Here is a 25,470-nt window from a genome sequence, read left to right as displayed (position 1 = left end):
GTACCTCTAATTATTAAAGTACCCGCTTATGTTTTATTGGGCTACTTCAGTGGCCGGCTCAACATAGGCAGCAGTATTCCATAGTGGAACAGTTGAGAGACTGTGCTTAAAGCTACCTGACGTTTCTTTGGTAGAGTATGAAAGATACATAAGCGTTTGGTTATCTTTGTCATAGATGCGACGTACTTTCATGCTCTTAAAGAAAATACTCTTAGATTTCTTGAAGACCACTTCACCTGACTTCGACTTATCGATTTGCGCGATCATTTCTGGTGTTATCTCACCAGTTTGTCGACATGAGATAGAGCTGTCACTTGGATCAGATAGGCTTAAGTCAGCTTCAATGCTGGCAATATGGCAAGTAACACCGGTAACAATAGGATCGGTTAGAGTATTGAGTTTGATATCTTTTAATGTGAACATACCCAGCGATACATCACCTACCTCTTTATCACCACAACCATACAAGGCTAGTGTTAGAGCAGGGACCAGCAAGAGCTTTTTAAACATAGAGAGCATTCCTTTTTATCAACGCTTTTGTATACCATAACCAAGGTTACTCGAAAAATCGAACAGGATTATTATGAAAGATGTCGCAGAACGACTTTATACCAACAAAAATCAATGGCTAGCGAGCCAGATAGACGTTGATTTCCCAACACCTGAAAGCGTACAGGGAAGGGAATTGTATCAGGAGTCGTTGTCGAGCAACTACTTAGAGTCGCTTAAGGTGGATTCTGAAAGCGAATTGAACATCGAGTGGCACAAGGTTGATTTTCATAGATTAACAGTCATGTTTGCTCTATTGCAGGCGAAAAGGTGGGCGGTTGAACACCATCAGAATGCGATAGTGGAATTTTTCGCACAAATTATTTTGGACCAGTCGCATGACCTATATCTGGGCTTTGAGGGTGGCGAAGCTTGTGCCGCGGTGTTGGTGAGTAAAGAAGACACCGTTATTCTTTTCTCGGACTTAGTTACCTGTCATAGCGCACAGGATTTAAGCCCGGAGCCCATTATAGCGTCTCTAATACAAACCTTAGATATTGCAAAAGAATCTGACCTTTGGATTGAAAAACGGTGATCTGCTTGGAAGTTTCGATCATCAAGTAAAACAATATATAAAAACTCACGCCTAGCCCCACATATTGATCAGGGAAGTATATTAATATTTTACGAAAAATAAGTGTTGTAAGGCTTGGTGTTTGATGTCAAAAGTAAAATGTGTGTTGTTTGATTGTGATGGAACACTGGTCGATAGTGAAAGATTGTGTTGTGAGGCGATAGTTGCCACGTTTGAGCAGGTAGGGGTAACGCTAAGTATAGAAGCGGTATCGGATAACTTTTCGGGCGGCAAGATAGCGGACGTTCTATCTTCCGCTCAATCGTTGGCACAAAGTCATGTTTCGCTGGATTTACTAGAACCTATTTATCGTAATGAAACTCAACGCTTGTTTGAGCAGAAGCTTAGACCTATGGAAGGAGCATTGGAGCTGCTCTCTCACTTGGATCAACAAGGCATTGAATATTGTGTTGTTACCAACAGTCCACTTTCTAAAGCCCAAAAGATGCTCTCTATTGTTGGCTTGAGTGATAAATTCAGAGGTAAAGTCATTTCTGCTTTTGATGCCAACAGTTGGAAGCCTGAACCCGATTTGCTTCAATACTCAGTAACCATGATGGGTTTTCTACCGGATGAGTGCGTTTATATTGACGACACATCGAAAGGCGTCAAAATGGGCATAGCAGCGGGTATTAGAACCGTACACTTTGCCACCAGCTGTGACTACGAACAGAAAAATGCAACCTGTTTGACATCAATGAAACAGGTCATTGAACACATTAATGAACAGAACAGTTTAGCGTAAAAGGTTTGATTGACGTGGCATTGAACTTTTGTTGGTAGCTACGAGTTGTTTGCTTCGTCAATTCTGTGGTGTAGTAGCCACATTCCGCACACAAGAACGTTTCGTTATCTTCAGACAACAGGCCTTCATCTGCTCCGCACTCGGGACATAGTCCTGTATATGGTTCTTGTGATTTGCTATGTGACATATCTCTCCTAACTACTCGAAGTTACCTTGACCCTCCTAATAGTAATACGAGCTCAAATATCTAGTGTGGAAAACTGTTCGATTTCACGCGCTAATGCGACTTATGTCACTAACAGTCATTATTAGTCGCTATTTGTACAGATGAGATATTGGTTCAACGAATGAATATGCGTGTTGATGTGTAATTTAATATGCATCTAGGTTTGTATTTGGTGTTTCTTTGTATATTGAAAATAAGCCAACAAAAAAGCCAGCTATGCTGGCTTTCTAATTTGAAATACTGTTTTATGAGCAGAGCACGTTAAGTGCGGTAACGAGTCAGTACTTCTCCCAGTGTAATCGTCGCTTTAGTAAGGTTTGATACGCCCACCTCGCTTTGTTCCGCTACTTCGCGAATGGTACCGGACTGAACTCGAATATCACTGAGCTCTGCTGCGATTTCAGCAGCCACCGCGCTTTGTTCCGCCGCTGATGTAGAAATTTGAGTACTCATGTCCATTACTGCGCGAGATGAGTCGGCGATAGAATTGACGTCATGTCCAATCTCCGAAATCAGTGCGCTACTGGATTCGGCTTGTTCTACCGTTTGTTGAGTAATGGCGGCAATATTTTGGCTTTCAGATTGAAGCTTTTCAATCATAGCTTGAATCTCGACCGTGGCTGTCTGAGTACGACCAGCTAACGTGCGAACCTCATCTGCGACGACTGCGAAACCTCGGCCTTGTTCACCCGCTCTTGCAGCTTCAATAGCTGCGTTTAACGCTAATAGGTTAGTCTGTTCAGAGATTGCATTGATGGTGGTAATTACTTCATTAATCTGGGTCGTATTATCCGTCAAAGCCGCTACAGAATGTGAAGCTTCTTCGATAAACGCAGACAATTGATTGATATCACCAATAGCTTGTTGAACGCGTTGATAGCTGAGCTCAACTTGCTTAGTATCTTCTTCTGCCTGTTCATTTGACTGACGAGAAATGTTCGACACTTCTTGAGCGGAAGCCGTCATCTGTTCCATAGCGGTAGCAACTGAGTCAAGTGACGCATATTGATTGTTGATTTGGTTGTTACTTTTCGCCATTTCCTCTTGAAAAGAAGACGCTGTTTCTTCCAGGCTGGTTGCAGATGACTTAACGGTGGTGACTAGCTCAGTTAAAGTGTCCATAGCGCGGTCCAATGCCACACCTATGGTGCCAAACTCATCGCGGCCAGCGACAAAATTAAGACGAGAGGTTAGGTCGCCGTCGGCAATTTTCTGAGTGGTGGAGTAAAGAGTAAATAGTGCACCACCGAGGAAAGTGGCCAACCAATAGCTAAAGATAGAAAAAGGCAGTAGCCAGAGATAAGTGAGAGCGAGAGAAGTGAGTGCTTGAGACTTGGCGTTGTCTATTTGTATAGAAGCTGAAGTGGTTAGGCTGTAATTTTTGCCATCCAACCCGCGAGCTGTTGCTGTTACCTGACCGTTATTGATCGAAGATGCTTGGCTTATGGATTCTATAACGTTGAAGTTTTTCAAAATGCTTGAGTTACCCGTTGCTGAACTTACTTCTAAATAACTAGATAGCTTGGCTTCAGCACTAGCGATTGCTTGTTGCTCTGCATTTGAGACGCTGTCTTGATAACGACTGACCGCAGAAAAGGTAAGTGCGGCGAAAAATAGGGCAAATAGTACCCACATCTTGTCATTAATCGACATCTTGATGAACAAGGCGTCGATCTTTCTAAATTTCACTTCTCTCATGATAACTCCGGGAGTGATATTGTTATTTGAATAGACTGATAAAATTAAAGGCCCTCATTGAGGACCTTCAATCTTGGTATGATATCGACATTTTATGAAATACACTTAGCGGCATTCATTTTAAATGTGACAACGATCACTTAACTAGCCAAGTGCAGGGAGGATCTTAAATGTTACAAGTAACTGAGAACCAACAATAATCACACCGAACAACATCGAGGAATAAAGTGCAATGTGTCCGCCAGCGACTTGATAGCCAGTTTCACTTGTAAACTGTTTACGTGTTTTGGCCACCATGATGGTTGGTAGGAAGATAGCCAGTACAGCAAGTGCGATCGCTGCATACCCTAGTGCCATGATGAAACCTTGTGGATAGAACAAAGCAAAACATAGCGGTGGAAGAAATGTCACTAGCGCAGCAATTGCGCGTTGAGAGAATGACAGGCCTTCTGTTTGCTTGGTGCCATTTTGTTTTGAAGTGAACTTGCTGCCCAAATCTCTTAAGTATTCAAAAAGACCTAAGCTCACACCCAAGAATGATGTTACTAGGGCTAGATCAGCGAATACACCGATAATAGTAGCGAGCTTCTCGACATGGACTGCTTCCGCCAATAAGCCAATTAGGTTAGACAAACCAGAGTTTTCAATCAGTGTACTTTGTTGTACCACGCCTAAGGTAACAATTTGCCAGAAAATATAAATAACAAGGGGTAAGCTAGAGCCAATAACAATTGCTTTTTTCAGCGCTTTTGTGTTGCCTTCGAGGTAGTTCACAATCGCAGGAATGCTGCCGTGGAAACCAAAAGAAGTAAAAATGACTGGGATAGAAGCGACAATGAGACCTTGCTGAACAGGCATACTCATCAGGTAGCCTTGGGTAACATTAGGAGCTAGTAGAAATAGAACACTGCCCATTGCGATCAGTTTCAGCGTAAAGAGTACTCGATTGAGTTTATCTACCGCATGAGTACCAATGGTAACTGTTAACGCGACTAAAACGGTAAAAAGAAGAGTGGCCACGGTTCCTGGCAAACGAATACCAAAAAGCATATCTAAACGGTCAGCGAACTGGCCACCGCCACCCGCGATATAGGCCGCACAAAGTGCATAGAACAAAAATAGCATGGCGAAACTCGCGATGTATTTACCTTTTTTCCCAAGTACTTGTTTAGCTAGTGTGTGTAATGTCGCGGAATGATCGGCGTACTGGTGAAGTTCTACCATCAACAGAGCGGTATAAGCCATTAAGGCCCATAAGGCGAACATTAGTACTAAAGAAGTACCAAAACCAATACCAGCAGAGGCTATTGGAAGGGCGAGCATACCAGCACCAATGGTTGTACCGGCAATAATAAGTGTGCTTCCGAGAACTTTTGATTTCATTGTACAGTCTACTTTACAGCTTGTAGGTTACTTTGCATTATCGTTTTAACGAACACTCAAATTTGAGTCATTAATGCTGAATTTTCGAGAAGTATGCAGTGTAATAATCCAAATAACAAGCATAATGTAAACATAAATTTATCTAGTGTAAATTTTTGTTTGCAGTGAGTGTTGGAGTAGGAGATTTATTGGCTCCGCAATCGTTTAACAATGAGTTGTATCAAAATAAATGTCGATTTCTCTTGGGTTTCTTACTTTTGTCATATACGTTAGGTAAAACTCTATGACGAGTGTTCAAGCGATTTGTAGTTAGCGGTCTGGTGTTTAGGGCTATGAATACAAAGGCGCTTGTTCTAAAACAGGATGACATTATGGAAACACAAACAAACGAAGAAGCACTCGAATGGCTTGATGCTATGGAGATCGGCTTCGAATTACCTGACTGCGAAGAATTGTCGCAAACGGAAGACTAATCAACATTACTACATGCAAACCAGCTCGTACCAATTAACTGTGTGAGCACATAGACTTAAAGCCGCTACACTGAATATATGAATTCGGTTGGAGATGAGATGGTTTGCAACGATTACTACTACTCTGCATTATTCTATTTCCCATACTTTCGGGATGTTATCTCTACTATTTTGACCTGAACTGGCAGCTGGAAAATCTGTCCGCATTTATTGTCTTCATTCCCGCGTGCTATCTTATCTTCACGATTGTTTTGATTATCATTAAACAGACGTCAGCAGCAATGATGGCTGCGGTGTTGTCGGTTATCTCATTGGTTCTATTCGGAACAACGCCACAGTTTATTACTTCTGATGGTTGTGATGAGAATTACGTCAGTGTGATGCAATACAACACCTATTATGACAATCAGCAGCTTGGGAACTTTATTGATTTTGTTCGTGAGCGACGCCCAGATATTTTGGTATTACAAGAAGTGTCTCCGCAACATGGGGAACAGCTTAAACTGTTGAAAGATCTTTATCCTTATCAATATGGTGGGCAGAGGCGAGTCGGTTATCCAAGTGGTCAAATGATACTTAGCCGCGCACCGTTGTATGGTATGAATACCACCACCTCGATATCGGGGCACAACATTATTCAAGTGGTCTGGCGAGCATCCAACGAACGAGATTTGTTTTTGATAGCTGCCCATCCGCCATCACCGCGATCAGAAGTACTCTGGCGCGAAAGGAATGAAGTGATTGAAGATGTTGTTGATATGGCACAAGCGTCGCCGTTAGATGTGACCATTGTGGTCGGGGACTTTAATTTAGCGAGTACGACAAAGCGATTCGATCAAATACTACCAAGCTTTGACAAGCAACCCGTTGCCAGTTGGCCTAGGTTCATTAAACGTTGGTCGATACCTTTTGTACCTGTTGTTGCAATAGATCATTTTTGGATAAGGCGTGTCGGTGGCTCGCAAAATACTATTTGCTCTCGAGATAGTTTGAAACAGATTCATGGGTCGGACCATGTTCCTGTCGAAACACGTTTTAAGTTATAGGGGAGCAACAAAAAGCGACCCTAAGGTCGCTCTTCTTTCGTTCATTATAAATTGAACATCATTATTTCTTGCGGCAGTATTCTGCAATCACATACATGGCTTGGCCATTTGCTTTGCCTTGAACGTGTTTAGGGTCATCTGCGTTAACGCTGATGCCACGAATCACAGTACCTTGCTTGATTACTTGAGAAGAGCCTTTGATTGGCAGGTCTTTGATGACCGTTACATCGTCACCTTTTTTAAGTTCTACGCCGTTTACATCACGTGGCTTTTCAATGTTTTCATCTAGGCCAAGTTCTGCCCATTTGGCTACTTCTTCTTCTAGATACATCATATCAACAAGATCTTGAGCCCAGCCTTCAGCAGAAAGACGTTTAAGTTGACGCCAAGCCATAACTTGAACAGGAGCAACTTGACTCCACATGCTGTCGTTTAGGCAGCGCCAGTGGTTAACATCCATTGTTTCTGGGTTTTCAATTTGGCCTGTGCAAGTGTCACAAAGCATAATCGCGTGATCAACCGTGATTTGGGTATGTGGAGCCACCGCGAAAGGCTTAAGTGCTGTTTCAGCACCACATAGTTCACATTTGTTTTCGCAGCGTTCAAGCATAGTTGCTTCAATAGACATACTTATACCTTTTATTTGGTGAGACGGGCCTAAGCCTCCGTCCGAATAGTTATGTGGTACTTACTTTGAGTATCACCGGTTTGATAGCCGCGCATTATACATGGTTTTAGCCAAAAGTGTGATCGGGAGCGACTAAAACCGCACGATAGACTTTTTGGGCTGTAAGAATATTCTCACTGAGTGAGATTAAAATGGGCATCAAGGCAAGGTTTGGGTATGAGTTCAAACTTTTGTTACTCCACAAATAAACAGTTCACATAACCCATTTGTTTCACTAGATAACTATATAGTTTAAGAGTAAATATAAAACTATATAGTTATTTTAAGTCTGAAGCATATTAGGGAAAGTGTATGACGAGAATAAATCTGAACGGTGATTGGCTGTTAACAAGTAAACAAAAACCGGAAGTTGAAGTAACAATGCAAGTACCAGGCGATAATTACTCTGCTCTACTTAAAGCCGGTGTGATTAACGACCCATATTGGGGTTGTAACGAGCAAGAGGTTCAGTGGGTTCGGGATTGTGAGTGGCAAATTAGTCGCGCCTTTGAATTGAGTCAGCAGCAGTTATCCTCTGAGCAGTTACTCTTGTGCTTGTCTCGCCTAGATACGGTAGCGAAGCTTGTCATCAACGGAACAGAAGTCGACACTTTTTCCAATATGTTTGTCTCGCGTAGGATAGATATCAAGCCATATGTTCAGCTTGGCGTTAACACCATTTGTATCACTTTTACGCCAGCCCATCTTGAAGCTAAAAATAGATCGATATCATTACCTTTCCCAATACCGTCTTCGATGGGAAGCAATAACCAAATTCCTCATATGAACTTGCTCCGTAAAACCCAGTGCCACTCGGGTTGGGATTGGGGAATTTGCCTAGTTGTTTCCGGCATCTATGACGATGTATTCATCAGCGTGGTTAACGAAGTTAGCTTAGATCGCGTATCAACGGAGCAAATCTGGAAAGAGGACGGCTCAGTTGAAGTTGTGGTACAGGTTTACCACCAAGCTGTTTCTGGCGTAGAGATATCGATTGGATTTGATGAAATTGAAACGCGAGTTAAAAGCTCAGACGGCGAGGTGACGTCAGTGAGTTTTACCATTGAGACTCCCAAACTCTGGTGGCCAGCGGGATATGGTGAGCAGCCACTGTATGATTTAAACGTCACAATGGACGGTCAAACAATAAACAAACGCCTTGGTTTGCGTAAGCTAGAGCTTAACAATGCAGAAGATGACATTGGCTCTGCGATGGAATTTCGTATTAACGATTTTCCTATTACAGCGCGCGGTGCGAACTGGATTCCTATGGATGCCATGCCTGCGCGAGAAAGCAAAACTCGTTATGAGTCCTTATTGGGTGATGCGGTCGCCGCTAACATGAATATGATTCGAGTTTGGGGTGGCGGCCAGTATGAAGCCGATATCTTCTATCAAACATGTGATGAGTTAGGTTTGCTAGTCTGGCAAGACCTCATGTTTGCCTGTTCGCTTTATCCATCCACTCAGACATTCATTGACGATGTAGAACCCGAAGTACGCTACCAAGTTCAGCGGTTAAAAGACCACGCCTGTATTGCCTTGTGGTGTGGTGATAATGAAGTAATAGGTGCATTAAATTGGTATGAAGAATCGAGAAACAGCAGAGATCGCTATGTCGTAAATTATGACCGATTAAATCGTAAACTCGCCGATTTTGTCACTCAAGAAGATCCATCACGAAAGTTTTGGTCTTCGTCTCCTTGTAACGGAGAACTCGATTATGGCGATTCATGGCACGATGACGCTCGAGGTGATATGCACTTTTGGGAAGTGTGGCATTCTGGTGCGTCGTTTAATGCTTACCATAATATTAAACCCCGATTTTGTTCGGAGTTTGGCTTTCAGTCGTGGCCTTCATTATCAGAAGTAAAAACCTTTGTACCGCAAGAAGATTGGAACGTAACCTCACCTACATTTGAAGGACACCAAAAGAATGCCTCTGGTAATAGCATTATTACCGAGATGTTTACCAGATATTTTCGCTTTCCGGCTAGCTTTGAGCAGATGCTGTATTTAAGCCAAGTTCAACAATCCATTGCGATTAAAACCGGTTGTGAGTACTGGCGCTCTATATCTCCGATTTGTCGAGGAATGTTGTACTGGCAATTAAATGACAACTGGCCGGTAAGTTCTTGGTCAAGTATTGAATATAGCGGTCGCTGGAAACAACTTCATTATCATGCCAAACGTGTATTTGCTCCTACCTATGTACCATTTGTTGAGACTGATGATGCCCTTACCTTGAGGCTGGTTAACAATCGAAGAACTCAAGAAAAGGTCACCGCTGAAGTGATGTGGATGAGTTGGAATGGTGAACCACTTGGCAACTGGAATTTGAACCTTGATATCGCACCGGATGAAAATCAAGAAGTTTGGTCGTTGAACAAATCGCGGTGGCAGACGCGAGCTGACCATGGTTTCTTCTTTGTCCGCTTCGAATCTCAAGGTGAGTGGAGTCAGAATACATGGTTTGCCAAACCGGAAGTGAAACAGTTGGCCATTAACAAAGCGAAAATCCAAGTGGAGATCGATGGAAGTACGATAATATTAACCTCCGATAAACCAGCGTTTTTCGTTCATTTGGAGCACGACGGTTCTGGGCGATTTAGTGATTCCAGTTTTACTTTGTTGCCTAATGAGCCTTATCAGGTTAACTATATTGGTGAGGAGTTAGAGACACTGCTATCGACGCTACGTGTTTATGACTTAAGCAATAGCTACTAATTAACGTTGACCTTGCTTCGCCCTTAGAGCCAGTGACACTTTTGATGCTGGCTCTTTGTTCAGTGCGTTACAGATTGTCCAACCAGCTTGGGCGACAGACTCAAGGTCTACACCTGTTGCGATTCCCAACTCATGGCAGAGATAGAGCACGTCCTCAGTTGCCACATTTCCAGACGCTCCATCGGCGTAAGGGCATCCCCCAAGTCCGGCGACGCTGCTGTCTATGGTTTGAATACCCATTAGTAGCGCTTGATAAAGATTGGCAAGCGACTGTCCGTACGTATCGTGAAAATGAACGGCCAATTGCGATGTGGGGACATTCTCCAAGACAGCTTCTAACACCCTAGCTATTCTCAGCGGTGTTCCTGTACCGATGGTGTCGCCTAGTGACACCTGATAACAACCTAACTCTATTAGGGTGTCACTGATCGCTGCCACTTGCTCAGGCGTGGTTTTACCTTCATAGGGGCAATCAACGATGCACGAGAGGTAGCCACGAACTCTTAAATTGTGTTGATGAGCAGCTTCAATGACGGGAATGAACCGTCGAATGCTTTCTCCAATTGAGCAATGGATGTTTCGTTGAGTAAAAGACTCAGAGCAGGAAGTAAATACGGCCACTTCGTCAGCACCTGCTGAGATAGCCGCTTCTAAGCCTTGTAAATTAGGCGTTAGTGTGGAGTAGGTGACGTTTTCCTTCTTCGTTATTTGTTGAAAAACCTCCGATGAATCCGCCATTTGAGGAATACGTTTTGCCGCCACAAACGCTCCTGACTCAATATGTGTTAGTCCAGCGGCTGTCAGTTGATTGATTAGGTTCACTTTGTGTGACGTGTCTACGTTGTTTTCGTTCTGTAATCCATCTCGCGGACCTACTTCAACAATATTAACGTGACTAGGAAGGACAGGATTAGTAAGGGTAGCCATTAGAATTTACTCCTCTTCTTTCCAAATAGGCGGCACTTTGTCGAAGAAGGCTTGCAGACCTTTCTGACCTTGAGAACAGGTACGGGCCTCGGCAATAACTTGGCTTGTGAAATCAATCAATTGAGGATCGATTGGATGATTGTGGCAGTGCTGAATCAAAGCCTTAGTGTTTGCTATTGCATTTGGACTATTGGCAACGAATTTGTCGACCAGTGCATCCACGAAGGGATCTATCTTACTACCTAGTAGCACCTCGTGAACAATTCCAAGCTCCAGAGCTTGAGGGGCGCCCATGACTTCAGCACTCAGCATATAACGTCGAGCATAACGGGCACCTATGGTACGAATGACGTAAGGTCCAATGGTCGCAGGTACAAGTCCAAGTTTCACTTCGCTAAGACAAAATCGACAGTCGGCATGGGCAACCACTACATCGCAGCAGCACAGCAACCCTAAAGCCCCACCAAATGCCGAACCTTGAACGACAGCTACGGTTGGAATCGTTAGCGTGTCTAGACGCTTCATTAGTTCGGCAAGTTTTTGGGCATCTTCCAAGTTTGCGTTTTGACTTTTGTTAGCCATGGATTTCATCCAGGCTAAATCAGCCCCTGCGGAGAAGTGCTTTCCGTTACCACGTAACACTAAGCAGCGGATATTCTTGTCGTTCCCAACGCGATGCAGTGCATCGAGCAGATCGGCAACCATCGCGTCATCAAAGGCATTGCTTTTATGTTGACGATCTAACGTCAGGTGAGCGACTCCCTTGGTGTCGACGGTAAATTGAATAGCATTAAGTTCAGTCATAGCCGTTGCCCGTCACATTCGAAAGATGCCAAATTCACTATCGAGGATAGGAGCGTTATCAGTAGCACGCATCGCAAGCGTCAAAATACGGCGTGTGTCTTTGGGATCGATAATGCCATCATCCCAAAGCCTAGCACTGGCATAATAGGGATGGCCTTCATTGTTATAGCGGTCGACGATATTTTGTTTGTAGCTTTGCTCTTCCTGTTCAAGCCATTGTTGATTCTGACGTTTCTTCACTTCACGTTTTACTTGAGTGAGTACGTTGGCCGCTTGTAATCCCCCCATCACTGAGATACGCGCATTTGGCCACATCCACATCATTGTTGGGTCGTAGGCTCGGCCACACATGCCGTAATTGCCTGCGCCATATGAACCCCCAATGATGATAGTGAACTTGGGCACATCGGCACATGAGACCGCCATGACCAGTTTCGCGCCATGTTTTGCTATACCGCCTTCTTCATATTGCTTGCCGACCATAAAACCGGTGATATTCTGAAGAAACAGCAGCGGGATTTTACGTTTGGCACACAGTTCAACAAAATGCGCGCCTTTTTGGGCTGACTCGGAAAATAAGATGCCGTTGTTGGCAACAATTCCAATGAGTCGTCCATCAATTCGAGCAAAACCACAGACTAAGGTTGCTCCGTAAAGTGCTTTGAACTCGTCAAATTCAGAGTCATCGACGATTCGTGCTATCACTTCACGGACATCGAAGGAAAGCCTCAAGTCACAGTTTACAATGCCATATATCTCAGTTGGGTCATAACTAGGTGATCCTGTTTTTGTCGCGGCATGAGTGGCTGGTAGCGTATTGCTTATGTTAGTGCTCGAAACGGCTTGTCGTGCTAACTCCAACGCGTGTTGTTCGTTGTGGGCATAATAGTCAGCGACACCGGATTTTTTACAGTGTACGTCCGCGCCGCCGAGTTCTTCATCGGTCACTTCTTCTCCGGTCGCTGCTTTTACGAGAGGGGGGCCTGCGAGAAAAATCGTACTTTGATTTTTGACCATAATGGATACGTCAGCCATAGCGGGAACATACGCGCCGCCAGCGGTACATAGGCCGAGAACCACAGCGATTTGCGGTATGCCTTTTGCCGACATTCGAGCTTGATTAAAGAAAATGCGCCCGAAATGCTCCTTGTCTGGAAATACTTCGGCTTGGTGAGGCAAATTTGCTCCCCCAGAGTCAACAAGATAGATACAAGGAAGGTGGCATCGCGCCGCTATTTCTTGGGCTCGAAGGTGCTTTTTGACGGTCAGCGGGTAGTAGGTTCCGCCTTTAACGGCGGGATCATTAGCAATGATCATACATTGAGTGTTGCAAACCGTACCAATTCCAGCGACGACTCCTGCACAAGGTACTTTGTCCTCGTATACCTCCCATGCTGCAAATTGACCAATTTCAAGGAAATCAGAATGCTGATCGAGCAGGGCATCAATACGTTCGCGAACCGGAAGCTTTCCTTTTGCACGTTGACGTTGAATGGCTTTTTCGCCACCGCCTTCCGCGATGGTTGAAAGGTCGGTTTCAAGCTGTGCCACAAGCGCATTCATTGCTTTTTGGTTTTTTAGATAAAGCTCTGAATTGGGTTTCACTTTACTGATAATTTTAGTCATAAATCCCTCCGCTATTGAGACTCTTGGAATAGCTCTCGGCCGATAAGCATGCGGCGGATTTCTGATGTGCCGGCACCGATTTCATATAGCTTAGCGTCACGCAACAAACGTCCTGCTGCATATTCATTGATATAGCCATTCCCGCCTAACAATTGGATCGCATCTAACGCCATTTGTGTTGCAAGCTCAGCGTTGTAGAGAATGACACCAGCAGAATCCTTTCGAGTAATTTCGCCTCTATCGCAAGCGCTGGCGACCGCATACAAATAGGCACGTGCAGCATTGCAGCGTGTATACATATCAGCGAGTTTTGCTTGGACCAATTGAAACTCACCAATAGAGCGGCCGAACTGCTTTCGTTCGTGAACGTAGGGGACAACCAAATCAAGGCAGGCTTGCATGATGCCTAGCGGACCCGCTGCTAGCACGACACGCTCGTAGTCAAGCCCGCTCATCAGTACTTCAACACCGTGATTGATTTCCCCTAGAACATTTTCTAAGGGTACTTTGCAGTTTTGAAACACAAGTTCGCAGGTGTTGGAGCCTCTCATGCCAAGTTTGTCTAGTTTTTGTGCGTGGCTGAATCCTTCGAATTGTTTTTCAATAATGAAAGCAGTAATGCCGTGTTGAGCCGCTGAAGGTTCAGTCTTGGCATAAACCACAACCACATCCGCATCTGGACCATTGGTAATCCACATCTTGCAGCCATTAAGCACAAAATGGTCACCGTGTCTCTCTGCACGAAGCTGCATGCTTATGACATCTGAGCCTGCATTCGCTTCACTCATCGCTAATGCACCAATGTGAGTACCATCAACGAGTCTTGGGAGGTATTTTGCTCGCTGGGCATCATTACCATTTCGAAAGATTTGATTAACGCAAAGGTTGGAGTGAGCTCCGTAACTGAGGGCAATGGAAGCAGAAGCGCGGCTGACTTCTTCTAGAGCGATGACATGAGCAAGATATCCCATGGCAGCGCCACCATATTGCTCGTCAACGGTTACGCCGAGTAGACCCATCTCACCAAGCTCTGGCCAGAGGTGGTTTGGAAATGCGTTATCCGCATCTACTCGTGCAGCGATAGGGGCGATGCGTTCGCGAGCAAAAACACTGACATGCTCGCGCAGTAAATTGATGGATTCATCAAGCCCAAAGTTCAGTGGGCTGTACTGACTAATCATAGAACCTCCCTTTATCTGGAAGAGACTCTACATCCTTTTACTTTGGCAATGAATCACAGCGTCAGAAGCAATTAGCTTGTTTTCTGCTTTCCTAAGGCTTCGATACAACGTTTCTTTGCCACAGATAAGTCTTCCAGTAGTGCATTAATGTCTTCAAGTTGGCGTTTTAAAACCGCTTCTTTTTCATCAATGATGTTGAGCATTTGCGTGAGCTGATGCTCTCCCTGATGTGTATCATAAAGCTCAAATAACTCGCGTATCTCCGCAAGAGAGAACCCAAGTCTTTTACCGCGCAGTATTAACTTCAAGCGAATCTTGTCTCTTCGTTGATAGATTCGCATCGTGCCTTTACGGTCAGGTTGTATTAATCCTTCATCTTCGTAAAAACGAATGCTGCGAGTTGTTACATCAAATTCTTTTGCGAGCTCGCTGATCTTATAAGTTTCCATCGGTTACTGCTCTCCGAACTATGTTTTGGTCAGGCTTCGCGACCACTGCATTAATTTTAAAAGTCATTACCCAGTCGTTTGATGTAGTGATGTCCGACATTGGCGTAATGAAAAAATGATACGTTATTAAGTTGTTTCTTTACGTTTACGTAAATGTTAGTGCTATGCTTACTCATACGTCAAGGAAATAGTCGAGAATGCAGTTTAAAGACCAACGTCGTCACAAGGGCACAAGGAGAGAGTAATGCATCAACGAGAAGTCTGGATTGTCGCTGCAAAACGAACACCGATGGGACGGTTTCAAGGTGAACTGTCGTCATTCACTGCTCCACAGTTGGGAAGTGCTGCGATAAAGGCGGTGTTGAATAATGTTGCTTTAGACCGATCTTCCGTTGATGAACTCTTGATGGGATGTGTGTTGCCTGCTGGTTGTGGTCAAGCGCCAGCGAGACAGGCTGCTCTGGGCGCTGGGATAGCGGAGTCGGTTCCTTGTACCACGATTAATAAGGTATGCGGCTCTGGCATGAAAACGGTAATGCTTGCCCATTCGATGATTCAATTTGGCGAGGCAAACTGTGTGATCGCTGGTGGTATGGAAAGCATGACCAACGCGCCTTACTTGTTGTCCAATGCAAGACAAGGGATGCGAATCGGACACAAGTCTGCGTACGACCATATGTTTACCGATGGTTTAGAGGATGCCTATGAAGGCAAGCTAATGGGCGTGTACGGACAAGCTGCCGCGGATGAGCTTGGTTTCTCTCGCGAGCAAATGGACCGTTGGGCGACCATGTCTGCAGAGCGTGCGCTCAATGCCCAGCAGCAAGGCTTATTTCGCAGCGAAATAGCGCCACTCGATAGCAAGCGATATGGGCCCATTAATGATGACGAACTGCCAAAAACCATCAATCTCGACAAAATTCCAAAGCTGACACCCGCCTTTAGTCAACATGGCACTATTACCGCAGCGAACTCAAGTGCTATCTCTGACGGAGCGGCTGCGCTTCTACTGATGGAAAAAGAGCAGGCTATGGCTCAGCAGCTCAAACCTTTAGCCATTATTAAAGGACATGCATCGTTTGCCAGAAAGCCTAGTGAATTTACCCTGGCCCCCGTTGGAGCTATCAAACAGTTACTTACTAGACTCGAATGGCGCGTGGATGACGTGGATGGATGGGAGATCAATGAGGCGTTTGCTGTCGTCACGCAAATAGCGGTGAATCATTTTAAATTGGATAGCGACAAAGTGAATGTGAATGGAGGAGCCTGTGCGTTAGGTCATCCTCTTGGTGCAAGTGGCGCACGAATATTGGTTACTCTAATTCATAGTTTGATAGCAAAACTAGCGGATTCAGAGAGCGAGAAAAGCTCGCTCAAAGGTGTAGCTGCATTGTGTATTGGTGGTGGGGAAGCGACCGCAATAGCTGTGGAAATTCCACGTTAATACGGAGAGGGAGATCATGAGTGAGAAAGTGCCTTTGTTTATCGACGGTGAATGCCGTCAATCATTAGCATCTGAATGGCTAGACGTCACCAACCCAGCGACCAATGAAATCATTGGCTCGGTACCAGTCACGCTAGACATTGAGATGCAGCGTGCTATTGAAAGTGCCTTACAAGCGCAAAAGGATTGGAAAGACGTACCTGTTTCTGAACGCGCGCGAGTGATGCTTCGTTATCAGCATTTACTCAAGGAACATCATGATGATATCGCTGAATTGCTTTCAAAAGAGACAGGCAAAACATTGGCGGATGCCAAGGGAGATGTTTGGCGTGGCATTGAGGTCGTCGAGCAAGCCGCCAATATTGCCAGCAATATGATGGGAGAGACCGTCGAGAATGTAGCGACAGACATAGATGGCTATTCTATTGTTCAGCCTCTTGGCGTTTGCTGTGGCATTACGCCTTTTAACTTTCCAGCCATGATTCCGCTTTGGATGTTTCCTATTGCGATTGCGGCCGGAAACAGCTTTATCCTCAAACCCTCTGAACAGGTGCCGCTAACATCCATAATGCTCGCCGAGTTATTTCAGCAGGCGGGTGCACCTAGCGGAGTTCTTCAAGTGATTCACGGTACTAAGCCTCAAGTGGATTATTTGCTGAAACATCCGGATATCAAAGCCATATCATTTGTAGGCTCGGTACCGACCGCTCAATACATCTATCAAGTAGGCACTCAATACCACAAACGGGTTCAAGCATTTGCAGGGGCTAAAAATCATATGGTGGTTATGCCGGATGCAAATAAAGCTCAGGTAATAAATAACCTTGTAGGAGCATCCGTCGGCGCGGCGGGGCAGCGATGTATGGCGATTTCAGTCGCGGTATTTGTTGGTTCCTCTAAGCAATGGATAGCCGAACTGAAAGTTGAAATGGCGAAGATTAAACCTGGACCCAAAGAGGATCCTGAAGCTGCTTACGGTCCATTAATCAGCCAACAGGCTAAGCAGCGAGTTTTGTCATTTATTGAGGAAGGTAAGCAATCTGGAGCAATATGCGAACTCGATGGTAGTCACTGTAGAGTAGATGGCTATCCCAATGGCAATTGGGTTGGCCCCACCTTATTTAGCGGTGTTACGACTGACATGTCTATCTACCAACAAGAAATTTTTGGTCCGGTTTTAGTGTGCGTTGAAGTGGATACGCTCGAACAGGCGCTTGAGCTAGTAAATCGAAATCCCTACGGTAACGGTACGTCAATTTTCACTGCTAGTGGTGCTGCCGCAAGGAAATATCAACACGAAGTGCTTGTCGGTCAGGTAGGGATCAATGTTCCTATTCCCGTGCCACTACCATTTTTCTCTTTCACCGGTTGGCGTGGGAGTTTTTATGGTGATCTGCATGCTTACGGTAAGCAAGCCGTAAGGTTCTACACGGAAACCAAAACAGTCACCTCGCGTTGGTTTGACGATGATATTCCTGATGGGCCTAATTTGACGATTCAACTTAAGTAGTTTCACTGCGGAAAATCGCAGAGTGATTAAGTCATGACAGTGGATGGTGAGGTAATGCTATGGATTTTGAACTGAATGAAGACCAACGAGCGTTTTCGGAGACGGCTTTTCAGTTTGCCAATGAGCACTTAATGCCTAATGCAGCACAATGGGACGAAGAATGTATCTTCCCTAAAGACGTGTTAAAGCAAGCAGGTGAATTGGGCTTTTTGGCATTGTATACACCAGAGCAAGAAGGTGGCTTAGGATTAAGCCGCCTTGACTCGTCTATTGTGTTTGAAAAGCTAAGCATGGGTTGTACCTCCACCACGGCTTTTATGACCATCCACAATATGGTGACATGGATGGTAGCCAGTTTTGGTACGGAAGAGGCTAAGCAGGCGTTTTGTCCTAGTTTAATTAGTGGAGACTGGCTGGGGTCTTACTGTCTAACGGAGGCGACTGCGGGATCAGATGCGGCTTCTCTGCTGACAACTGCTGAGAGACAGGACGATAGCTATATCATTAACGGTTCAAAAGCCTTTATCTCAGGAGGTGGGGAGACCGATGTACTAGTGGTAATGGCAAGAACGGGTGGCGCTGCTGCTAAAGGTATTTCGGCATTTGTTGTACCAGCAGATTGTGATGGGATCAGTTATGGGCGCAAAGAGCCTAAGATGGGCTGGAATAGTCAACCAACGCGAGCCATAACATTCGATAACGTTGTTGTCCCCGCGAAATATCGCTTAGGTGAAGAGGGACAAGGCTTTACCTTTGCCATGAAAGGTTTGGATGGCGGGCGAATTAATATCGCGACTTGTTCCGTAGGAACGGCACAACATGCGTTAAACCAAGCTGCTCAGTATCTCCATGAACGAAAGCAGTTTGGAAGCAGTTTGAGTCAGTTTCAAGCCTTACAGTTTAAGTTAGCAGACTTAGCAACGGAGTTGGTTGCGGCGAGACAGATGGTACGTTTGGCGGCATTTAAACTCGATAACCAACATCCAGATGCGACAACTTATTGCGCGATGGCGAAACGATTTGCTACCGACGTTGGATTTAACGTGTGCGATGGTGTGTTGCAACTCTTTGGCGGTTACGGATACATCAAAGAATATTCGCTTGAGCGTCATTTCAGAGACGTCAGAGTGCATCAAATCTTAGAAGGGACCAACGAGATCATGCGTATGATCATCGCAAGACGAGTCCTAAGCGACGCATTCGCTATTGAGTAACGCATTCAACACGGAGAAGACAAAATGTCAGAGGTCAGTTCGATTCCTTATACCATTGATAATCACGTGGCTGTGTTAACCATGCACAATCCACCCGCCAATACGTGGACGTGTGAAAGCTTAGTTCGTCTTAAACAGCTGATATTCGAGCTAAACGATAACAAAGATGTCTATGCGCTGGTTATCACAGGCAACGGAGACAAATTCTTTTCCGCCGGTGCTGATTTGAAGGTTTTTGCTCAAGGGGATAAAGAAAGTGCTTGCACCATGTCAAGAGTGTTCGGAGAAGCGTTTGAGGCGTTGTCCGGTTTTCGCGGCGTATCAATTGCCGCTATTAACGGCTACGCGATGGGAGGCGGTTTAGAAGTAGCGCTCGCTTGTGATATTCGAATTGCAGAGCAACAGGCCGTCTTAGCACTTCCGGAAGCAAAAGTGGGTTTACTACCTTGTGCGGGGGGAACGCAAAATCTTACGGCTCTGGTAGGTGAAGGTTGGGCAAAACGAATCATTTTGTGTGGAGAGCAAGTGTCGGCACAAAAAGCACTGGATATACGATTGGTTGAAGAGGTTGTCGAAAGGGGTAAGGCGTTGTCTGTTGCGGTAGCATTGGCAGAGCAAGTTGCTCATCAATCACCGAGCTCGGTAACGGCATGTAAGGCATTGATTCAGTCAAATCGCCACGATTTTATTTCTCATGGTTTAGTCAAAGAACGAGAACTGTTCATCCGATTGTTTGATACTGAAGATCAGCGAGAAGGGGTGAATGCTTTTCTAGAAAAAAGGCCACCCGAATGGAAGAACAGCTAGGAGAGCAAAATGTCAGATACGGTTAACTTTCAAGAAATTCCTTGTGGTGAAGGTGGTTATGTTATCGCAGTTGCCACTCTAGACAATGGCGCCTCATTGAATGCACTTACTCACAATATGATTGTGTTACTAAAACAACAACTTGAACAATGGCATCAGGATGAGCGAGTTGTGTGTGTCGTGTTGGATGGTGCGGGAGAAAAGGCATTTTGCGCTGGTGGCGATGTCAGAGCCATGCACACTATGATGAAGACACAACCCGCGGATGTGGCCAAAGCGTATTGCGAGCAGTTTTTTAGCGTGGAATATGAATGCGACTACCTCATTCATAGCTACTGTAAGCCTATCATTGGTTGGGGGGACGGCATTGTAATGGGCGGAGGAATGGGGCTTTTTATGGGAACTAGCCATAAGGTTGTCACGCCTACATCACGCTTAGCCATGCCAGAAATCAGCATCGGTCTGTTCCCCGATGTTGGCGCTACCTACTTTCTTAATCAACTTGAAGACCGCTTGGGCCTATTTTTAGGACTGACCGGCGTCATGTTTAATGCCACGGATGCGATGGACATTCATATGGCAGATCACCTAGTTGCCCCAGATGCAAAAGAGAAACTGATTAATCAATTGCAGGAAACCGATTGGAGCTGCGTTGACGACAGTTACGAATTTCTCTCTGAGTGCTTGGAGAAATTGGCCGAAAAAGATGACACTAGTTTACCAGCATCACAGTTGAAACCACGTTTGGATGAAATCTGTGCAGCGTGTAACGCCACTGACATTGGCAGTGTGTTTGCCAACATTATGGCGTTACCGGGTAACGATAAGTGGTTGGTGGCGGCAAAGCATAACCTGTCACAAGGCAGCCCTATCACAGCTCACATCTGCTTTCGACAAATCAACGATTATAGTCATTTAACACTTGCAGATTGCTTTCGACTCGAACTGATTCTTGGTGTTAGGAGTGCCACATTGGGGGAGTTTGAAGAGGGGGTGCGTTCACGTCTAGTTGACAAAGACGGCGCACCGCATTGGAAGTATCCAAACATCAACTCAGTTAATAAAGCCGTAATTGACGAGTTGTTTACCTCATTGTGGCGAGAGCAAGAACATCCGCTATTTCAGCTTGGTCGGGTTTAAGGAGAAGCGCTATGAATCAGTCAGAATGTAATACCATTGCGTTTGTTGGGCTTGGTAACATGGGCAGCCCTATGGTGGAAAACCTGTTAAAAGCGGGTTTTTCCGTCAATGTCTTTGACCTTGTCCCTGAGCTTGCTAAGCAGCTTGAGTCTGTCGGTGCGAAGGCATTTATCAGCCTAGAAGCTGCGGTTGAAAATGTTGATGCTGTAATAACCATGCTTCCTGCGGGAGAGCATGTGCGAGCGGTGTATTTAGGTGACCACCATGGAGGAGAAGGGCTACTCAAACTGGTAAAACCGGGTACATTCCTTATAGATTCTTCGACAATCGAGCCGGATTCCGCAAAGTTAGTTGCTAAAGAGGCAACCAAAAATGGATTGAGTTTTGTTGATGCGCCTGTCTCTGGTGGCGTAGCTGGTGCCAAGGCTGGAACGCTTACATTTATTGTTGGTGGAACTGATCAAGCGTTTGAAACCTCCAAACAAATCTTGGCTCATATGGGTAAGAACATATTTCATGCCGGACAAGCTGGCGATGGCCAAATGGCTAAAATTTGTAATAACTTGTTATTGGGTATTGTAATGTCCGGCACCTGCGAAGCCTTAAGCCTTGGTATCGATAACGGTCTCAACCCTGAGGTACTCTCAAATATTATGCAACAAAGCTCTGGAAGAAACTGGGTTTTAGAACTATATAACCCTTGTCCGGGAGTAATGGAATCCGCTCCAGCGAGCAATCAGTACGCTCCGGGCTTTATGAGTAAGTTGATGTCAAAAGACTTGGGGTTAGGGATGCAGGCAGCGGCTAATAGCCAATCGGCTGTTCCTATGGGCGCATTAGCGCGTAATCTCTATGCATTTCATAACAATAATGGCAATGCAGAGTTAGATTTCTCCAGTCTGTTTGAGTATTTTCGTAGTGAAAGGGAGAAGTAGATGGAACTGAAACAGAGCGTTATCGCCATTACTGGTGCTGGCCAAGGATTAGGTCAAACAATGGCGACAAGTCTCGCACAACAAGGAGCGCATCTCGCATTAATGGATGTAAACCTTGAAGCGTTGGCACAGACCAAACAGTTGTGTGAGGATTTAGGGGTTAAAGCACAGATCTACCAAGTTGACGTGACCAATGAAGAACAGGTGGAATCTGTATTTAGTGACATTGTCACTGATTTTGGTGCGCTAAATGGTTTAATCAATAATGCCGGTATTCTTCGTGATGGCATGCTAGTTAAAGCGAGAGATGGTGAGATATCTAAGATGTCTTTAGACCAGTTCAACTCGGTCATTAACGTCAATCTCACCGGTACGTTTTTATGTGGCCGTGAAGCCGCAGTAAAAATGATCGAAACGGACTCAAGAGGTGTGATTATCAACATCTCAAGCGTGTCGAGGGCGGGAAACATGGGGCAAACCAACTATGCCGCTTCTAAAGCGGCGGTGGCGACCATGGCTTCTGTTTGGGGGAAAGAACTTGCGCGCTATGGCATTCGCGCTGCTGCCATTGCTCCGGGCGTCGTTGAGACGTCAATGACCGCGCAAATGAAGCCAGAAGCTCGTGAAAGACTTGAGCATATGGTTCCCGTAAGACGAATGGCCGATCCGTCAGAGATCGCTCATACGGTGCGTTTTATACTGGAAAATGAATACGTGAACGGTCGTGTCATCGAAGTGGATGGCGGCTTAGTGATTTAACCGCCTTTGTTCTCATTGACGATTACATAGCTTGATAATTTGGACCGCCACCGCCTTCTGGTGGGGTCCATTTTATATTGGCTGATGGGTCTTTAATATCGCAAGTCTTGCAGTGCAGACAGTTACTGGCGTTGATTTGCAGCTGTTTGCGACCTCCCACCTCAATAATCTCATACACACCAGCAGGACAATAGCGCTGACTAGGCTCGTCAAACTGTGGAATATGGCTATCGGTGACCACATTGACATCGAGAAGTTGCAGATGACACGGTTGATTCTCTTCATGCTGGGTACCCGACAAATAGACGGATGAGGGTTTGTCAAAACTCAAGACGCCATCGGGTTTTGGGTAGCTAATGTTAGGAACGTTGGCTTTATGTGCTAACTGTGAATGATCGTCATTGGTATCAGTGACTGTCCAAGGAATCGGGCGTTTGAATAAACGGGTCCACACATTTTGCTCGAGCACATTGAGCATGCCCCCTAGAGGTTCGCCAAAACGATGCAAGTTAGCGCAAAAGTTTTGTGTGTCGCTGAGTTCTTGATGGAGCCAAGACGCTTCAAACAAGGTTTGATAATCCGCTTCATTATGCGCGCATCCCTTCGCGAGTTGCTGATAAACCGCCTCGGCAGATAACATGCCGGACTTCATTGCGGTATGAGTGCCTTTTATTTTGCCCATGTTCAGTGTGCCAGCGTCACAACCAATGAGCAGCCCTCCAGGAAATTGCTGTTTGGGGAGCGAACGAAGACCACCTTTAGCGATGGCTCTTGCACCAAACGAGATACGTTCTCCATCATGAAGGTATTTCGCAATGGCTGGGTGGTGTTTGAAGCGTTGAAATTCGTCAAAGGGACTTAGGTGAGGGTTGGTGTAATTAAGGTCGACAATAAGACCTACAGCGATTTGATGATTGTCCAAGTGGTAGACAAAGGTGCCTCCTGTGGTTTTAGAGTCGTGCAAGGGCCAACCGACGCCATGAATGACTTTGCCTTTGGCGTAGTGGGGCTGCTCATCGGGTAGTTGCCAAACTTCTTTGAATCCAAGAGCGTAATGCTGTGGCTGCTTGCCCTGATCGAGCTTAAATCTATGAATAAGTTCCTTGCCTAAATGGCCACGCGCACCTTCAGCGAAAATGGTGTACTTACCTTTTAATTCTATTCCTGCTTCAAACGTGCTTTTTTGTTTTCCTTGCTTATCTAATCCCATATCTGAAGTACAAACACCAACTACTGCGCCTGTATCTGAATAAAGAACGTTCTGCGCTGCAAAGCCAGGAAAGATTTCAACGCCAAGGCGTTCTGCCTGCTCTGCAAGCCATTGACACAACAAGCCAAGACTGATGATGTGATTCTCTTCGTTGTTGTGTAGGGTGGCTGGCGTCAGAAATGGCGGTATGTTTAGATGATTGTACTGGGTAGTTAGATAGATGAAGTCATCTTGCTGCACAGGATTGTTCACAGGTGCGTTTAGCGATTGCCAGTCAGGAATAAGCTCATCAAGCGCTCTGGTTTCAAACACAGCACCAGAGAGAATATGAGCCCCAACTTCGGCACCTTTCTCAATGATACACACTGATAATTCAGCGTCGTTTTGTGAGGCTAGCTGTTTAAGATGAATGGCACAAGCAAGACCCGCTGGGCCAGCTCCAACAATAACCACGTCAAATTCCATGCATTCTCTTTCCATGTTCACCACCTAATTTTACCAAATGGGCCCATTTCGGAACTCTACGTATAACTATAGTGCAGTTGACGTAAACGTAAACTTTACTAAGCTCAAATAATAACCATTAGGCTTGTTCGTTCTATTCAAGGAGTCGGTATGAAGGTGTTAGTTGCTGTAAAGCGTGTCGTTGATCCCTATGTGAAAGTTCGTGTCCTTAAAGATGGTAGTGGCGTTGAAACCGCTAACGTCAAAATGTCGATGAATCCTTTCTGTGAGATTGCTGTGGAAGAAGCCATTAGACTCAAAGAATCAGGTTCTGTAGACGAAGTGATTGTGGTGAGTATTGGTGATAAGACAGTGCAAGAAACGTTGCGCAATGCCCTTGCTTTAGGAGCTGACAGAGCGATCCACATAGACGCGGCAGCATCACCTGAGCCTCTAGCAGTAGCAAAAGTCTTGAAAGCGATGGTTGAAAAAGAACAGCCTACACTGGTTCTACTAGGCAAACAATCGATCGATACGGACAACAATCAAGTTGCGCAAATGCTAGCGGCTCTGACGAGTAGACCTCAAGGAACGTTTGCCTCGCAAGTCATACTGTCGGGTGAGCATGTTGAAGTCACTAGAGAGATAGACGGGGGATTGGAGATCTTGAAACTGACATTGCCAGCCATCATCAGCACTGATTTGAGGTTGAACGAACCTCGTTATGCGTCCTTACCTAACATCATGAAGGCCAAGCGCAAGCAACTGGATGTTATCGATGTTGACTCATTGGGCGTGAACTTGAGTCCGAAACATCAGGTTTTGGAAGTCTTAGCTCCCAAAGCGCGTCCAGCAGGCGTGAAAGTCGCAACTGTAGATGAGTTGATCGATAAGTTAACGAATGAAGCAAAAGTACTTTAAGCCGGTGAGTA

Annotated in this window: 23 protein-coding genes; 12 read left to right on the top strand and 11 right to left on the bottom strand. The window is 45.3% G+C overall.

The genetic code is table 11. The annotated features are described in order from the left end of the window. Positions 1-33: 33 nt before the first annotated feature. Positions 34-510 carry a CreA family protein gene (locus tag OH456_RS05745; RefSeq protein ID WP_006074376.1) on the bottom strand — a complete coding sequence of 159 codons (477 nt, stop codon included), beginning with the start codon at positions 508-510 and terminating at the stop codon, positions 34-36. A gap of 73 nt (positions 511-583) precedes the next feature. On the opposite strand from OH456_RS05745, the gene OH456_RS05740 reads away from it, so the two are divergent. Both OH456_RS05740 and OH456_RS05735 read left to right on the top strand, forming a co-directional pair. Then, positions 584-1,084: a flavodoxin gene (locus tag OH456_RS05740; protein ID WP_198558870.1), complete on the top strand. Its 501-nt coding sequence runs from the start codon at positions 584-586 to the stop codon at positions 1,082-1,084. Positions 1,085-1,208: 124 nt separating this feature from the next. After that, positions 1,209-1,868 carry an HAD-IA family hydrolase gene (locus OH456_RS05735; RefSeq protein ID WP_006074374.1) on the top strand — a complete coding sequence of 220 codons (660 nt, stop codon included), beginning with the start codon at positions 1,209-1,211 and terminating at the stop codon, positions 1,866-1,868. Here the strand turns inward: OH456_RS05735 and OH456_RS05730 are convergent. The 3 genes from OH456_RS05730 to OH456_RS05720 form a co-directional block, all read right to left on the bottom strand. After that, on the bottom strand, positions 1,843-2,055 hold the full coding sequence (locus OH456_RS05730) for a hypothetical protein (RefSeq protein ID WP_006074373.1): 213 nt from the start codon (positions 2,053-2,055) through the stop codon (positions 1,843-1,845). The genes OH456_RS05735 and OH456_RS05730 overlap by 26 nt on opposite strands. Before the next feature lie 300 nt (positions 2,056-2,355). Further along, positions 2,356-3,792, bottom strand: a complete 1,437-nt coding sequence (locus tag OH456_RS05725; protein WP_270032999.1) for a methyl-accepting chemotaxis protein — start codon at positions 3,790-3,792, stop codon at positions 2,356-2,358. Between the two features lie 144 nt (positions 3,793-3,936). Next, positions 3,937-5,175 carry an aromatic amino acid transport family protein gene (locus OH456_RS05720; protein WP_270032998.1) on the bottom strand — a complete coding sequence of 413 codons (1,239 nt, stop codon included), beginning with the start codon at positions 5,173-5,175 and terminating at the stop codon, positions 3,937-3,939. 577 nt (positions 5,176-5,752) lie between these two features. On the opposite strand from OH456_RS05720, the gene OH456_RS05715 reads away from it, so the two are divergent. After that, positions 5,753-6,694: an endonuclease/exonuclease/phosphatase family protein gene (locus tag OH456_RS05715; RefSeq protein WP_270032997.1), complete on the top strand. Its 942-nt coding sequence runs from the start codon at positions 5,753-5,755 to the stop codon at positions 6,692-6,694. A 61-nt stretch (positions 6,695-6,755) separates the two neighbouring features. On the opposite strand, the gene OH456_RS05710 is transcribed toward OH456_RS05715, so the two are convergent. After that, entirely contained in the window at positions 6,756-7,322 is a 567-nt protein-coding gene (locus OH456_RS05710; protein WP_006074368.1) for a PhnA domain-containing protein, read from the bottom strand. A 351-nt stretch (positions 7,323-7,673) separates the two neighbouring features. On the opposite strand from OH456_RS05710, the gene OH456_RS05705 reads away from it, so the two are divergent. Further along, positions 7,674-10,088 carry a beta-mannosidase gene (locus OH456_RS05705; protein WP_270032996.1) on the top strand — a complete coding sequence of 805 codons (2,415 nt, stop codon included), beginning with the start codon at positions 7,674-7,676 and terminating at the stop codon, positions 10,086-10,088. Here OH456_RS05705 and OH456_RS05700 read toward each other — a convergent pair whose 3' ends face one another. The 5 genes from OH456_RS05700 to OH456_RS05680 form a co-directional block, all read right to left on the bottom strand. Continuing rightward, positions 10,089-11,015, bottom strand: a complete 927-nt coding sequence (locus OH456_RS05700; protein ID WP_006074366.1) for a hydroxymethylglutaryl-CoA lyase — start codon at positions 11,013-11,015, stop codon at positions 10,089-10,091. Between the two features lie 6 nt (positions 11,016-11,021). Beyond that, positions 11,022-11,819, bottom strand: coding sequence for an enoyl-CoA hydratase-related protein (locus OH456_RS05695; RefSeq protein ID WP_270032995.1), 798 nt, complete (start codon positions 11,817-11,819; stop codon positions 11,022-11,024). Between the two features lie 12 nt (positions 11,820-11,831). After that, complete coding sequence (locus OH456_RS05690; RefSeq protein ID WP_270032994.1) at positions 11,832-13,445, bottom strand: carboxyl transferase domain-containing protein; 1,614 nt, start codon at positions 13,443-13,445, stop codon at positions 11,832-11,834. Positions 13,446-13,456: 11 nt separating this feature from the next. Continuing rightward, positions 13,457-14,626 (bottom strand): isovaleryl-CoA dehydrogenase, encoded by a 1,170-nt coding sequence (locus tag OH456_RS05685; protein WP_124942035.1) that lies wholly within the window; start codon positions 14,624-14,626, stop codon positions 13,457-13,459. A gap of 71 nt (positions 14,627-14,697) precedes the next feature. Then, on the bottom strand, positions 14,698-15,075 hold the full coding sequence (locus OH456_RS05680; RefSeq protein WP_006074362.1) for a MerR family transcriptional regulator: 378 nt from the start codon (positions 15,073-15,075) through the stop codon (positions 14,698-14,700). 244 nt (positions 15,076-15,319) lie between these two features. On the opposite strand from OH456_RS05680, the gene OH456_RS05675 reads away from it, so the two are divergent. Genes OH456_RS05675 through OH456_RS05645 form a run of 7 tightly spaced genes read left to right on the top strand, consistent with a single transcriptional unit; the run spans position 15,320 to position 22,884 of the window. Then, positions 15,320-16,519 carry a thiolase family protein gene (locus OH456_RS05675; RefSeq protein ID WP_270032993.1) on the top strand — a complete coding sequence of 400 codons (1,200 nt, stop codon included), beginning with the start codon at positions 15,320-15,322 and terminating at the stop codon, positions 16,517-16,519. A 16-nt stretch (positions 16,520-16,535) separates the two neighbouring features. Further along, entirely contained in the window at positions 16,536-18,029 is a 1,494-nt protein-coding gene (locus tag OH456_RS05670) for a CoA-acylating methylmalonate-semialdehyde dehydrogenase (RefSeq protein WP_198558879.1), read from the top strand. Positions 18,030-18,088: 59 nt separating this feature from the next. Continuing rightward, entirely contained in the window at positions 18,089-19,243 is a 1,155-nt protein-coding gene (locus OH456_RS05665; protein ID WP_270032992.1) for an acyl-CoA dehydrogenase family protein, read from the top strand. A gap of 24 nt (positions 19,244-19,267) precedes the next feature. Next, complete coding sequence (locus tag OH456_RS05660) at positions 19,268-20,050, top strand: enoyl-CoA hydratase (protein WP_006074358.1); 783 nt, start codon at positions 19,268-19,270, stop codon at positions 20,048-20,050. 9 nt (positions 20,051-20,059) lie between these two features. Then, complete coding sequence (locus tag OH456_RS05655) at positions 20,060-21,190, top strand: enoyl-CoA hydratase/isomerase family protein (protein ID WP_270032991.1); 1,131 nt, start codon at positions 20,060-20,062, stop codon at positions 21,188-21,190. 11 nt (positions 21,191-21,201) lie between these two features. Beyond that, positions 21,202-22,125, top strand: coding sequence for a 3-hydroxyisobutyrate dehydrogenase (mmsB, locus tag OH456_RS05650; protein ID WP_240205318.1), 924 nt, complete (start codon positions 21,202-21,204; stop codon positions 22,123-22,125). Beyond that, a complete protein-coding gene (locus tag OH456_RS05645; RefSeq protein WP_031493739.1) occupies positions 22,126-22,884 on the top strand; it encodes an SDR family oxidoreductase in 759 nt (252 codons plus the stop codon). 22 nt (positions 22,885-22,906) lie between these two features. On the opposite strand, the gene OH456_RS05640 is transcribed toward OH456_RS05645, so the two are convergent. After that, complete coding sequence (locus tag OH456_RS05640) at positions 22,907-24,574, bottom strand: electron transfer flavoprotein-ubiquinone oxidoreductase (protein ID WP_270032990.1); 1,668 nt, start codon at positions 24,572-24,574, stop codon at positions 22,907-22,909. A gap of 135 nt (positions 24,575-24,709) precedes the next feature. Here OH456_RS05640 and OH456_RS05635 point away from each other — a divergent pair, with 135 nt between their 5' ends. Next, positions 24,710-25,459 carry an electron transfer flavoprotein subunit beta/FixA family protein gene (locus OH456_RS05635; protein WP_270032989.1) on the top strand — a complete coding sequence of 250 codons (750 nt, stop codon included), beginning with the start codon at positions 24,710-24,712 and terminating at the stop codon, positions 25,457-25,459. Positions 25,460-25,470: the final 11 nt, after the last annotated feature.

The sequence above is a fragment of the Vibrio sp. La 4.2.2 genome, assembly GCF_027586995.1.
Taxonomy (GTDB): domain Bacteria; phylum Pseudomonadota; class Gammaproteobacteria; order Enterobacterales; family Vibrionaceae; genus Vibrio; species Vibrio mediterranei.
This window is presented reverse-complemented; position numbering and strand designations above follow the sequence as displayed.